At 61.3% G+C, this 13,379-nt stretch carries 10 protein-coding genes; 6 read left to right on the forward strand and 4 right to left on the reverse strand.

Going from position 1 to position 13,379, the window contains the following annotated elements:
• Positions 1–88: 88 nt before the first annotated feature.
• Positions 89–2,905 (reverse strand): DNA gyrase subunit A, encoded by a 2,817-nt coding sequence (gyrA, locus tag FN060_RS08090; RefSeq protein WP_183949688.1) that lies wholly within the window; start codon positions 2,903–2,905, stop codon positions 89–91.
• Between the two features lie 225 nt (positions 2,906–3,130).
• Here gyrA and FN060_RS08095 point away from each other — a divergent pair, with 225 nt between their 5' ends.
• Entirely contained in the window at positions 3,131–3,763 is a 633-nt protein-coding gene (locus FN060_RS08095; RefSeq protein WP_077546257.1) for a MarC family protein, read from the forward strand.
• A gap of 41 nt (positions 3,764–3,804) precedes the next feature.
• Here the strand turns inward: FN060_RS08095 and FN060_RS08100 are convergent, their stop codons facing one another.
• Positions 3,805–4,350, reverse strand: coding sequence for a single-stranded DNA-binding protein (locus FN060_RS08100; protein ID WP_142587619.1), 546 nt, complete (start codon positions 4,348–4,350; stop codon positions 3,805–3,807).
• A gap of 252 nt (positions 4,351–4,602) precedes the next feature.
• On the opposite strand from FN060_RS08100, the gene uvrA reads away from it, so the two are divergent.
• Both uvrA and FN060_RS08110 read left to right on the forward strand, forming a co-directional pair.
• Complete coding sequence (uvrA, locus tag FN060_RS08105) at positions 4,603–7,524, forward strand: excinuclease ABC subunit UvrA (protein ID WP_142587620.1); 2,922 nt, start codon at positions 4,603–4,605, stop codon at positions 7,522–7,524.
• 16 nt (positions 7,525–7,540) lie between these two features.
• A complete protein-coding gene (locus tag FN060_RS08110) occupies positions 7,541–8,347 on the forward strand; it encodes a DUF72 domain-containing protein (RefSeq protein WP_142587621.1) in 807 nt (268 codons plus the stop codon).
• On the opposite strand, the gene FN060_RS08115 is transcribed toward FN060_RS08110, so the two are convergent.
• A complete protein-coding gene (locus FN060_RS08115) occupies positions 8,348–9,832 on the reverse strand; it encodes an NAD(P)H-hydrate dehydratase (RefSeq protein ID WP_142588441.1) in 1,485 nt (494 codons plus the stop codon).
• A gap of 313 nt (positions 9,833–10,145) precedes the next feature.
• Here FN060_RS08115 and FN060_RS08120 point away from each other — a divergent pair, with 313 nt between their 5' ends.
• From FN060_RS08120 to hspQ, 3 genes are all read left to right on the forward strand, one after another.
• A complete protein-coding gene (locus FN060_RS08120) occupies positions 10,146–10,484 on the forward strand; it encodes a P-II family nitrogen regulator (protein WP_052638401.1) in 339 nt (112 codons plus the stop codon).
• A 57-nt stretch (positions 10,485–10,541) separates the two neighbouring features.
• The gene (glnA, locus tag FN060_RS08125; RefSeq protein ID WP_052638402.1) at positions 10,542–11,951 is read left to right on the forward strand and encodes a type I glutamate--ammonia ligase; all 1,410 of its coding nucleotides are present in this window, start codon (positions 10,542–10,544) and stop codon (positions 11,949–11,951) included.
• A gap of 153 nt (positions 11,952–12,104) precedes the next feature.
• On the forward strand, positions 12,105–12,434 hold the full coding sequence (hspQ, locus tag FN060_RS08130) for a heat shock protein HspQ (protein ID WP_052638403.1): 330 nt from the start codon (positions 12,105–12,107) through the stop codon (positions 12,432–12,434).
• A 71-nt stretch (positions 12,435–12,505) separates the two neighbouring features.
• On the opposite strand, the gene FN060_RS08135 is transcribed toward hspQ, so the two are convergent.
• Positions 12,506–13,153: an invasion associated locus B family protein gene (locus FN060_RS08135; protein ID WP_142587622.1), complete on the reverse strand. Its 648-nt coding sequence runs from the start codon at positions 13,151–13,153 to the stop codon at positions 12,506–12,508.
• Positions 13,154–13,379: the final 226 nt, after the last annotated feature.

Genomic DNA, 13,379 nt, shown 5'->3' on the forward strand with positions numbered 1-13,379 from the left:
GTAGCGGACTGCACCGTCGCACGAGATGTCGACCGTGCAGCCAAAAAATAAGCCGGGCATGACGCCCGGCTTATTTTCGTTCTGAGCATCACTCAGCGTCCGTATCCGGAGGCGGAGCCTCTGCCTTGGGAGATGGTCCGAAATCGCCCGTTTCCGAAACGATCTCGTCGGGGACCAGGCCACCGTTCTCATCGCTGCCTTCCGGCTCGCTGACGCGTTCTACTGAAACGACGCGTTCATCCTTCGCGGTGGAGAAGATGGTGACGCCCTTCGTGGCGCGGCTTGCGATGCGAATGCCGTTGACCGGTACGCGGATCAGTACCCCGCCATTCGACACGAGCATGATCTGGTCGGTATCTTCGACCGGGAAAGCGGCCACCAGTTGCCCGATCTCATTCGTGCGCGAGGTATCGGTGGCGCGGATCCCCTTGCCGCCGCGGCCAGAGGTACGGAAGTCGTAGGAGGACGAACGCTTGCCGAAGCCTCGCTCAGAAACCGTCAGCACGAACTGCTCCCGCGCCTTGAGTTCCTGGTACCGCTCCTCGGTGAGTTCACCTTCGGCGCCGACCTCTTCGCCGACCAGGGAGATATCCTCTTCGTCAACGCCCATCGCGCGACGTTCCCCGGCAGACCGCTTGAGGTAGGCAGCGCGCTCCCAGGGCTCGGCATCGACATGCCCGACGATTGTCATCGAGATGATGCGATCGGCTGGTTGGAGGCTGATCCCGCGCACGCCGATCGAGTTACGGCCGGCAAAGACGCGAACGCTATCGACGGGGAAGCGGATGCACTGGCCAAGCGCGGTCGTCAGGAGCACGTCATCACGATCCGTGCATGTCTCGACGGAGAGGATTTCGTCGCCCTCCTCCTCGAGCTTCATTGCGATCTTGCCGTTGCGGTTGACCTGGATGAAGTCGGAAAGCTTGTTCCGGCGAACGGTGCCGCGTGTCGTCGAGAACATGACGTCGAGATTGTCCCACGTCGTCTCGTCTTCCGGCAACGGCATGATGGTCGTGATGCGCTCTCCCGGCTCCAGCGGCAACATGTTGATCAGTGCCTTGCCGCGCGAGGTGGGCGTGCCGATCGGCAGGCGCCAGACCTTCTCCTTATAGACGATGCCGCGAGACGAGAAGAACAGCACCGGCGTGTGCGTATTGGCAACGAACAGCCGGGTCACGAAATCTTCGTCACGCGTCGCCATGCCGGAGCGGCCCTTGCCGCCGCGCCGCTGTGCGCGATAGGTCGTGAGCGGCACCCGCTTGATGTAGCCGAGGTGTGAAACGGTGACGACCATGTCCTCGCGGGCGATGAGATCCTCATCGTCCATGTCGGGGCCGCCTTCCAGGATTTCGGTGCGTCGCGGCGTCCCAAATTCGTCCCGGACGGCCGTCAGCTCGTCTTTGACGATCTGGTAGATGCGAACCCGCGAGGAGAGGATTTCCAGGTAGTCGCTGATCTCTGCACCGATCTTGTTGAGTTCGTCGGCGATCTCGTCACGGCCCAGGGCCGTCAGGCGGGCAAGACGCAGTTCCAGGATCGCACGAGCCTGTTCTTCCGACAGGTTGTAGGTGTCGTCGTCATTGATGCGGTGGCGCGGATCGTCGATCAGCCGAATCAGCGCATCGACATCATGCGCCGGCCAGCGGCGCGTCATCAGTTGCTCACGCGCGGTTGCCGGATCCGGCGCGCGACGGATCAGGTTGATGACCTCGTCGATATTCGCGACGGCGATCGCCAGACCGACCAAGACATGTGCGCGTTCCCGGGCCTTGCGCAGAAGGTACTTGGTGCGCCGGCTGACGACTTCCTCGCGGAAGGCGACGAACGCCTTCAGCATGTCGATCAGCGTCAACTGCTCGGGCTTGCCACCGTTCAGGGCCACCATGTTGCAGCCGAATGACGTCTGCAGCGGCGTGTAACGGTAGAGCTGGTTGAGGATGACTTCGGCATTGGCATCGCGCTTGAGCTCGATCACGACGCGGTAGCCCTGGCGGTCGGATTCGTCGCGAAGATCGGAAATGCCTTCGATGCGCTTGTCGCGCACGAGCTCGGCCATCTTCTCGATCATCGTCGCCTTGTTCACCTGGTAGGGAACCTCAGTGATGATGATCTGTTCGCGGTCTCCCCGCATCGGCTCGATATGCGCCCGGCCGCGCATGATGACTGAGCCGCGCCCGGTCTCATAGGCGGACTTAATCCCTGCCCTTCCCAGGATCAGTGCGCCGGTCGGGAAATCGGGTCCCGGGATGATCTGCATTAGTTCCGGCAGTTCGATAGCCGGATTGTCGATCAAGGCGATGCAGGCATCGATCACCTCGGCAAGATTGTGCGGCGGGATGTTCGTCGCCATGCCGACTGCGATGCCACCTGCGCCATTGACGAGGAGGTTCGGGAAGCGTGCCGGTACCACGACCGGTTCGGACATCGTCCCATCATAGTTGTCGCGAAAGTTGACCGTCTCCTTGTCGAGGTCGTCAAGAAGCGAATGTGCAGCCTTCGCCAGGCGGCACTCAGTGTAGCGCTGAGCTGCCGGCGGATCGCCGTCGATCGAGCCGAAGTTGCCTTGGCCGTCGATCAGCGGCAGGCGGAGCGACCAGTCCTGCGCCATACGTGCCAGGGCGTCGTAGATCGCAGAATCGCCATGAGGATGGTATTTACCCATCACGTCACCGGTGACGCGCGCCGACTTCACATACTTCTTGTTCCAGTCGATGCCCATCTCGCTCATGGAGAAAAGGATGCGGCGATGGACCGGCTTCAATCCGTCACGAACATCCGGGAGCGCGCGGCTGACGATGACGCTCATGGCGTAATCGAGATAGGACCGCTGCATCTCTTCCATGATGGAAATGGGTTCGATGCCGGGTGGCAGCTTTCCGCCGCCGGGGGTGCTTTGCTCAGTCAAATCGGATCACGATCTTTGTTCGGAATCAGTTGTGTTTCTATAGCGGAAAGCGGCTTCATGCGCCAAGTTCGACACCGGTTGTGAACAGGTTTCGAACCCTGGCGAGAAAGCCCGCCGTGGCGCGGCGCGCCAGACAATGGCGAGGCCGCCCTTCCCTTGAAGGTGACGCTGTCCTAACAAGGTCGGAGGGGGTCCGCAAGGATCGGCAAACGCGCTGGAGGAGAGATGGCGACTGCAGACATATTGGTCAATGCCTTCACCACCCTGCTCGTCACACTCGACCCGCCCGGGCTGGCGCCGGTTTTCCTGGGGCTGACGGTCGGCATGAGCCGTGAACAGCGCCGTCACGTCGCTGTGCGCGGCTCGCTGATAGCTTTCGGCATACTTGCCGTCTTCGCCCTCTTCGGTGCGAGCCTGCTGGGCTCCCTTGGGATATCCATGGGCGCCTTCCGCATCGCCGGCGGACTTCTGCTGTTCTGGATCTCTTTCGAGATGGTCTTCGAGCGTCGGCAAGAGCGCAAGGAAAAGACGTCGCAGGCGGCAATCACGGTCGACCACCTTCATAACATTGCGGTGTTTCCGCTGGCGCTTCCGCTGATCGCCGGACCCGGAGCCATTTCCGCGACGGTACTTCTCGCCGGCACCCTGGCAGGCCCATGGGACCGCCTTCTGCTGATCGGCGTCCTGGCACTCACAATGGGTGTGGTATTGGCGGCCCTGCTGATTGCCGAACGGCTAGACCGATTCCTCGGAGTGACGGGGCGGGCCATCCTGACCCGCCTCCTTGGAGTTATTCTGGCGGCACTCTCCGTCCAGTTCGTGGTGGACGGCGTGAAGTCGGCGTTCAACACCGTCTGAGGCTCGTCAGTTCGGTCGCTCACAAAGCGACCGAACGTAGATCAGAACGGGATGTCGTCGTCCAGATCGCGGGAGAAGCCGCCTCCGCCACCCTGGCCACTACCTTGGCCTCCACGGCTTCCGCCGGAGGCTGGCCGGTCGTAGTCGTCGCCGAAGTTGCCTCCGCCGTAGTCGCTGCCGCCACTAACGCGGCCACCACTGCCGCCGCCATAGCTCCCCTGCCCGCCACCTTCGCCGCGCCCGTCCAGCATGGTCAGCGTCGAGTTGAAGCCCTGCAGAACGACCTCCGTGGAATAGCGGTCATTGCCGTTCTGGTCCTGCCACTTGCGGGTCTGCAGCGCGCCCTCGATATAGAGCTTGGCGCCCTTCTTCACATACTGCTCGACGACCTTGCACAGGCCCTCGTTGAAGACGACGACATTGTGCCATTCGGTCTTCTCCTTGCGTTCGCCGCTGTTGCGGTCACGCCAGCTTTCCGAAGTGGCAATGCGCAGGTTGGCGATCGGACGGCCGTCCTGCGTGCGCCGAATTTCAGGATCGGCTCCGACATTACCGATCAGGATTACCTTGTTGACGCTTCCAGCCATAGTTCTTCACCTTGTTCGCTGCCTGTCGTGCAGCCAATTTCCGAGAGGACGGTAGCTTAGACCATCTGCCGCCGGGATTGGCCTCCCTCTGCCGCTCATCCACAGTCGATTTTTGTTCTTTTTTTGTTCTATTTATTCTCTATAATCGAGTCAAGCGACTCGCATTTGACGCGGTCTGTTGGAGTTTCTGCCTTCACACCGCCACTTCATTCACTACATAAGGGCATCGATCCTTCCCCACCGAGCAGACTAATGAGCGAACTTAAGACGATCTCCATCCGTGGTGCGCGTGAGCATAACCTGAAGGGTATCGATCTCGACTTGCCGCGCAACTCGTTGATCGTCATGACCGGGCTTTCCGGTTCAGGCAAATCCTCCCTCGCCTTCGACACGATCTACGCCGAGGGACAGCGACGCTATGTCGAAAGCCTTTCGGCCTATGCGCGCCAGTTCCTGGAGATGATGCAGAAGCCGGACGTGGACCAGATCGACGGGCTTTCTCCTGCCATTTCGATCGAGCAGAAGACGACGTCCCGCAATCCGCGCTCCACTGTCGGCACGGTCACCGAAATCTACGACTACATGCGCCTGCTGTTTGCGCGCGTCGGCGTTCCCTATTCGCCGGCAACCGGCCTGCCGATCGAGAGCCAGACGGTCAGCCAGATGGTGGACAGGGTCCTCGCCTTCGAGGAGGGAACCCGTCTCTACATCCTGGCGCCGATGATCCGCGGTCGAAAGGGCGAGTACAAGAAGGAACTCGCCGACCTGATGAAAAAGGGCTTCCAGCGGGTGAAGGTGGATGGCCAGTTCTACGAGATCGCCGATGTGCCGGCGCTCGACAAGAAATACAAGCATGACATCGACGTGGTGGTGGATCGCCTCGTTGTGCGTTCGGCCATCGGTGCGCGACTGGCCGACAGCCTCGAGACCTCGCTGAAGCTTGCCGACGGTCTGGCAGTCGCGGAGTTTGCCGACAAGCCGCTCCCGCCGCAGGAAACGGCCGCGGGCGGCTCGGCGAACAAGTCGCTGAACGAAACGCACGAACGCGTGCTCTTTTCTGAGAAATTCGCCTGCCCCGTTTCGGGCTTTACGATCCCAGAGATCGAACCGCGACTGTTCTCCTTCAACAATCCTTTTGGTGCCTGCCCCACTTGTGACGGGCTCGGCTTCCAGCAGAAGATCGACGCGGCGTTGATCGTGCCGGAGCCGAGCCGCACGCTGCGCGACGGCGCTATAGCCCCATGGGCCAAGTCGACTTCACCTTATTACAACCAGACCCTGGAGGGGCTTGGGAAGGTCTATGGCTTCAAGCTGTCCACCCGCTGGTCGGAACTCTCCGAGCAGGCGCAGTCCGCCATCCTCCAGGGGACCGAAGAGAAGGTCGAGTTCCATTACGCGGACGGCGCCCGGTCCTACAAGACAACGAAGACATTCGAAGGGATCGTTCCCAACCTCGAACGCCGCTGGAAGGAAACCGACAGTGCGTGGGCGCGCGAGGAGATAGAGCGCTACATGTCGGCGGCGCCCTGCCCCGCCTGCAACGGCTTCCGTCTGAAACCGGAGGCACTGGCCGTCAAGGTCAACGCGCTGCATATCGGTCAGGTGACCGACATGTCCATCAAGGTGGCGCGGGACTGGTTCGAGGAACTGCCGCAGCACCTGAACACCAAGCAGAACGAGATTGCGGTGCGCATCCTCAAGGAGATCCGCGAACGGCTGCGCTTCCTCAACGATGTCGGCCTCGACTATCTCAGCCTTTCCCGGAATTCAGGCACGCTGTCCGGCGGCGAAAGCCAGCGCATCCGGCTTGCCTCGCAGATCGGCTCAGGGCTCACGGGGGTGCTCTATGTCCTGGACGAACCGTCGATCGGTCTTCACCAGCGCGACAATGCGCGGCTGCTCGATACGCTGAAGCACCTGCGGGACATCGGCAATACCGTGATTGTCGTCGAGCATGACGAGGACGCGATCCTCACCGCTGATTATGTCGTCGATATCGGTCCTGCCGCAGGCATTCACGGCGGTGAAGTGGTCGCGGAAGGCACGCCCGCGCAGGTCATGGCAAACCCTAAATCGATCACCGGCAAGTATCTTTCCGGCGAACTCGGTGTCGCGGTGCCCGCCGAACGTCGCAAGCCGAAGAAGGGAAAGGAGATCAAGGTCGTCGGCGCCCGCGGCAACAATCTGAGGAATGTCACCGCATCTGTGCCGCTCGGCGTTTTCACGGCGGTAACCGGCGTTTCGGGCGGCGGTAAGTCCACCTTCCTGATCGAAACGCTCTACAAGGCCGCCGCACGGCGGGTCATGGGTGCGCGAGAGATCCCTGCCGAGCACGACAGGATCGACGGTTTCGAACACATTGACAAGGTGATCGATATTGACCAGTCGCCGATCGGACGCACGCCGCGCTCCAACCCGGCCACCTATACCGGCGCCTTCACCCCGATCCGTGACTGGTTTGCAGGCCTCCCCGAGGCGAAGGCGCGGGGCTATGCGCCCGGCCGCTTTTCCTTCAACGTCAAGGGCGGCCGCTGCGAGGCCTGCCAGGGCGACGGCGTCATCAAGATCGAGATGCACTTCCTTCCCGACGTCTACGTCACCTGCGACGTCTGCCACGGCAAGCGCTACAACCGTGAGACGCTCGACGTGCATTTCAAGGGCAAGTCAATCGCCGATGTGCTGGACATGACGGTCGAGGAAGGTGTCGAGTTCTTCTCGGCCGTTCCCTCCGTGCGTGACAAGTTGCAGGCGCTCTTCAATGTCGGCCTGGGCTATATCAAGGTGGGGCAGCAGGCCAACACGCTTTCGGGGGGCGAGGCGCAGCGCGTCAAGCTAGCCAAGGAATTGTCGAAGCGCTCGACCGGACGCACGCTGTACATCCTCGACGAGCCGACGACGGGTCTGCATTTCCACGACGTGGCAAAGCTCCTCGACATGTTGCACGAACTGGTGAACCAGGGGAATTCGGTGGTGGTCATCGAGCATAATCTCGAGGTCATCAAGACGGCGGACTGGATCATCGACATCGGGCCGGAAGGTGGAACCGGCGGCGGCGAAGTGGTGGCAGCCGGACCGCCGGAGGCGATTGTCAACGAAAAGCGGTCCTATACGGGTCAGTTCCTCAAGGAACTGCTCGATCGACGACCGGCGAAGAGGGTTGAGGCGGCGGAGTAGTCGCCGGGGAGGCATGATGCCAGCGAAAGGCACGATTCGCACCGGAATCGGAGGCTGGACCTTCGAGCCGTGGGAAGGCAGTTTCTATCCCGAGAAGCTGCCGAAGAAGCGGCAGCTTGAATATGCGTCCGGCAAGCTGAAGGTCATCGAGGTCAACGGCACCTATTACGGATCGCAGAAACCTGAGACTTTTGCGAAATGGGCCTCCGAAGTGCCGGAAGGCTTCATCTTCACGCTCAAGGCCAGCCGCTTCACGACCAACCGCAAGGTCTTGGCGGAGGCCGGCGAATCGATCGACAGGTTCTTTGCCCAGGGGCTGACGGAACTCGGCCCGCATCTCGGACCGATCCTGTGGCAGTTCGCGCCCACCAAGAAGTTCGAGCCCGAGGATTTCGAAGCATTCCTGAAGCTTCTGCCGGACAATGTCGACGGACTGCGTCTGCGGCATGTCGTGGAAGTACGCCACGACAGTTTCAAGGTTCCGGAATTCGTGCAACTCCTCGCCCGATACAATGTAGCGCCCGTCTGCGCCGATCATCATGAATACCCGATGATTGCTGACGTAACCGCTGATTTCGTCTACGCGCGGCTGCAGACGGGATCCGACGACATCCCGAATTGTTATGCGGAAGCCGATCTGAAGGCGTGGGCGGATCGCCTGGAGACATGGGCGTCGGGTGGTGTGCCGGGTGACCTGCCGCTCGTCGACGGGGCTCGTAAACCGAAGCAGGAACCACGTGACGTCTTTGCCTTCTTCATTCACGAAGGCAAGGTGAATGCCCCGCAGGGGGCGATAGCCCTCCAGGGTTTGGTCGACGGCTGATCAGTCAGCGTCGAGCGGCCTAATGGCGTGGACCAGCGCTTCGGCCGTCATGCCCTCCCCTGCGCGAAGAGCGGCTTCCCCGTGGAGATAGACGCCCGCGGCGGCCGCCTCGAATGCCGGCATGCCGTTGGCCAGCAGTGCGCCGATCATTCCAGCGAGTACATCGCCCGAGCCCGCCGTCGCGAGCCAAGGCGGAGCGTTCTCGTTGACAGCGGCCCGGCCGTCGGGCGCAGCAATGACGGTATCGGCCCCCTTGTAGACGACGACGGCATTCGACCGTTGTGCGGCAGCCACCGCCTTTTCGACCTTGCTCAGCTCGAAGGCGTCACCGATATCCGGGAAAAGACGGGCGAACTCCCCCTCGTGAGGCGTCAGGACAAGGCGGGTTTCGCCGCGGTAGGCATCGAAGAGCAGGTCCGGACAGTCCCGGAAGGATGTGATCCCGTCAGCGTCCAGCACGAGCGGGTGGCCATCGAGCGCCAGGACGAAATCCCTCGCCTTTGCACCAACGCCAAATCCCGGTCCCAAAACGAAGGCCGAGAGTTTCCCGCTTGCCAGCCACTCCCCGATCTCATCTGGATTCTTCACTTCGCGCAGCATGACAGCCGTTAGGTGTCCGGCGTTCGTCCCCATTGCATCGGGAGGCGAAGCGACCGTGACGAGTCCGGCACCGCTGGCCAGCCCGGCCTCCGCCGAGAGGCGCGCGGCGCCCGTGTGTGATGCGCCGCCGGAGAAGACGATGAGATGTCCCCGCCGGTACTTATGCGATCCTGAATCAGGTTTCGGCAGCAGGTGGCGCCACAGCGACGGCTGGTTCACCCGCAGCGCACCCCCGGCATTTCGAACGATGCGCCACGGGATGCCGATGTCGACGACCTCGACGTCACCGCACAGTGACCTGCCGGGCATCAGCAGGTGGCCCGGCTTGCGTGCCATAAAGGTCACCGTATGGCTCGCGGGAAACGCACCGCCGAGCGGTATGCCCCTGCGGCCGCACAGGCCGGACGGGAGGTCGACGGCGATGACGGGAAGGCCGGACGCTTCCACGGCCGCGATCACCTCCCGAAGGTCGGTTGGAACGTCACGCGCCAAGCCCGCACCGAAGACGGCGTCGATGATTGTGTCACCCGCCTGCAAGCTCAGATCCGACAGCGGCAAGGCCGGGAGCGGACAAGCCCGCCTGGCAATCCCCGCGTCCCCGGCAGGCTCGAAGGCGACATCCAGCACGAAGATCTGCACTCTGGCGCCGCCCTCGGCAAGCGCACGGGCGGCAACATAGCCGTCTCCGCCATTGTTTCCCGGCCCACAAAGCACGACGAAGCGGCACGTCTGCGGATAAAGCCGCAGCGCCGCCGCCGCAACCGCCCGCCCTGCTTGCTCCATCAGTCCGTAGGAGTCGATACCTGAGGCAGCCGCGGCAGCGTCCGCATCGGCCATTTCCTTCGGGGTGAGCAGTGTGGCAAGGTCCGTGATCATCCCGCCAATTGAAACCAAAGTCTGCCAGCACGCAAGCTCGCCTCATCGACCGTCGACGTGCCCAAAAGCTATGCAAGTGCCTAATAGATGAGCCTCTGCATGCATCCCAGGAAAGCGCGAAGGTACCGCGGCGGCGATGAAAGCATCATCCGCCTAAATTGAAGGCCGGTGGAAGCCATCGAGAAAATCCCCCGAGGCGTACCACTCGCCTGCTTTTGGCTTCCGCCATGGAATTTTTTGCCCCAGCGTCTTTGCAGACTGGCATGATACCTGCATTAGTAGGGACGCCGGTAACGGCCACGTCAGGGAGAGATAGTTTCTCATGAAAAAGATCGAAGCCATCATCAAGCCGTTCAAGCTGGACGAAGTGAAGGAAGCCCTTCAGGAGGTCGGCCTGCAGGGCATAACTGTGACGGAGGCGAAGGGCTTCGGGCGGCAGAAGGGCCATACGGAGCTCTATCGCGGCGCCGAATACGTGGTGGATTTTCTGCCCAAGGTGAAGGTCGAAGTCGTACTCGCCGACGAGAGCGTCGACGCCGTCATAGAAGCCATTCGCAACGCGGCCCAGACCGGCCGCATCGGCGATGGAAAGATATTCGTCTCTAATGTCGAGGAAGTCGTCCGGATCCGAACGGGCGAAACGGGCGTCGACGCCATCTAGTTCGCGAGGCCTCCCAGCCTCGGCACAATTCGTCATCACATTTCAAGGAAGCAGCAAATGACGACCGCAAGCGAAATCATGAAGCAGATCAAGGAAAACGAGGTTAAGTTCGTCGACCTGCGTTTCACGGACCCCCGGGGCAAGCTTCACCACGTCACCATGGACGTCGCCGCCGTCGATGAAGACATGTTCGCCGACGGCGTCATGTTCGACGGGTCCTCAATCGGCGGCTGGAAGGCGATCAATGAGTCCGACATGGTGCTCATGCCCGACCCTGCCACCGTGCACATGGACCCCTTCTTCGCCCAGTCGACGATGGTGGTCGTCTGCGACATTCTCGACCCAGTGTCCGGCGAAGCCTATAACCGCGACCCGCGCGGTACCGCCAAGAAGGCCGAAGCCTACCTGAAGGCATCGGGAATCGGCGATACCGTCTATGTCGGGCCCGAGCCCGAATTCTTCGTCTTCGACGACGTCAAGTACAAGGCGGACCCCTTCAACACCGGGTTCAAGCTCGACTCCTCGGAACTGCCGTCCAACGACGATACCGATTATGAAACCGGCAACCTCGGCCACCGTCCGCGCGTGAAGGGCGGCTATTTCCCGGTTCCCCCGGTCGACAGCCTCCAAGACATGCGCTCGGAAATGCTGACCGTTCTGGCCGAGATGGGCGTGGTCGTCGAGAAGCATCACCACGAGGTGGCATCCGCACAGCATGAACTCGGTGTGAAGTTCGACACCCTGGTCCGCAATGCCGACAAGATGCAGATCTACAAGTATGTGGTCCATCAGGTCGCCAACGCCTATGGCAAGACGGCAACCTTCATGCCGAAGCCGATCTTCGGCGACAATGGCTCCGGTATGCACGTTCACCAGTCGATCTGGAAAGACGGCAAGCCGACCTTCGCAGGCGATGAGTATGCAGGCCTTTCGGAGTCCTGCCTCTACTACATCGGGGGCATCATCAAGCATGCCAAGGCGATCAACGCCTTCACCAACCCGTCGACGAATTCCTACAAGCGTCTCGTTCCAGGGTATGAAGCACCGGTATTGCTTGCCTATTCCGCCCGCAACCGTTCCGCGTCCTGCCGCATTCCTTTCGGAACCGGCCCGAAGGCAAAGCGCGTCGAAGTCCGCTTCCCCGATCCGACGGCGAACCCCTATCTCGGCTTCGCTGCCATGCTGATGGCGGGCCTCGACGGCATCAAGAACAAGATCCATCCCGGCAAGGCCATGGACAAGGATCTTTACGATCTCCCACCGAAGGAACTGAAGAAGATCCCGACTGTCTGCGGTTCGCTGCGCGAAGCTCTCGAGAGCCTCGACAAGGATCGCAAGTTCCTGACCGCCGGCGGCGTTTTCGACGACGACCAGATCGACGCCTATATCGAGCTGAAGATGACGGAAGTCATGCGCTTCGAGATGACGCCGCATCCCGTCGAATTCGACATGTACTACTCGGCCTGATCCAGGCAACGCCGAGACAAGAAGGCGGCGGGCCATGCCCGCCGCCTTTTCCATGGCTATATGTAGGGGCGGAACATCCCCCGAGCCTTCGCATTACCCCCTTGATGCGGTGAGATTTTATTCCCACATCAGGATGCGAAAGGATATCGCACCATGAAACAACGCAGCGCTAAGTTCACTATCGGTGAAGTGGTCCGCCACAAGGTTTTCCCGTTCCGTGGCGTGGTGTTCGACGTGGATCCGGAGTTTGCCAATTCCGAGGAATGGTGGAATGCCATTCCCGCCGAGATCCGCCCGAACCGGGACCAGCCGTTCTATCACCTGCTGGCCGAAAACGATGAGACGGAATATGTGGCCTATGTGTCGGAGCAGAACCTCGAGCATGACGAGAGCGACATGCCGCTTCGCAACCCGCAGGTCTACCAGATCTTCGAGGAAGGCCCCCGCGGGCGGCTGACTCCGAAGATGGGGTTCGCGCACTAAGTCCAACAGCACTCACAAACGAAAAACGCCAGCCTAGGGCCGGCGTTTTTATTGTTGGCTGAAGGCCCGGATTATTGACCCTGCTTGGCGGCGTTCTGAGCGTCTTCAAGCTTCTTGCGGGCTTCTTCGGCCTTCTTCTGCATGCCTTCCTGCAGAGTACGCTGGCTTTCAGCGAGTTGCGACTGCGTGATCGGCTCTCCGTCAAAGGCCCCGGTGAAGCCGTTCAGGGAAATCTTGATCGGATTGGGCGCGCGGCGGAAATTGATCGACGTGAACACGACCTCACCGCCCTTCTTGAGGCTGGCGATCATCGCATCCGTCAGCGGCACTTCTGCCGTGCACTTGTCCGGAAGGCAGACAGCATAATCGAGCTTCTGGCCCTTGCCGCCATCGATCTGCATGGTGATGCCGGGCGGTATCAGTCGTGCGGTCGGCACCGAGACCTGAAGGATCTTGCGGTTGACCTTGCCTTCAACGGTGATCAGGCCGACGGCGGTCACCAACTGCCCGTTCTGGGCGAGCATGATGTTCTGAACGACGCAGAGGTCGCTGTCATCCTGCTTGGTACAGGTCTTGAACCAGCCAAGCGGTGGCGCCCCTGCTCCTGCGGCTGCCGGTGCACCCTGCGCCAGCGCGGCGGTGGGCACGGTGGATGCCGCGAACGAAAGAGCGAGCGCGGACATCGCCGTCCGCAGAGCCGTATTTACCTTGAGTTTCATAACGAAAGATCCGTCTCCTGAAATCGGTCCGGGTACGGCTTTCGCCGCCCTCCATCGGGTGTCCTACTGCACTCCACCTGTCGGCGAAATGAGGCAATTGAATGACTCCCGGCTTCGACATCCTGTTACATCGGCGGCAGAGTGATATCCAGTCCTTCCGAGGGGGTTTTTTGCAGGACGGTTACCATGGAAGATCCCACCCCCGGGGAGCAGGAGGTTGGTCCCG

Source organism: Pseudorhizobium halotolerans (assembly GCF_902153235.2).
GTDB classification, from domain to species: domain Bacteria; phylum Pseudomonadota; class Alphaproteobacteria; order Rhizobiales; family Rhizobiaceae; genus Neorhizobium; species Neorhizobium flavum.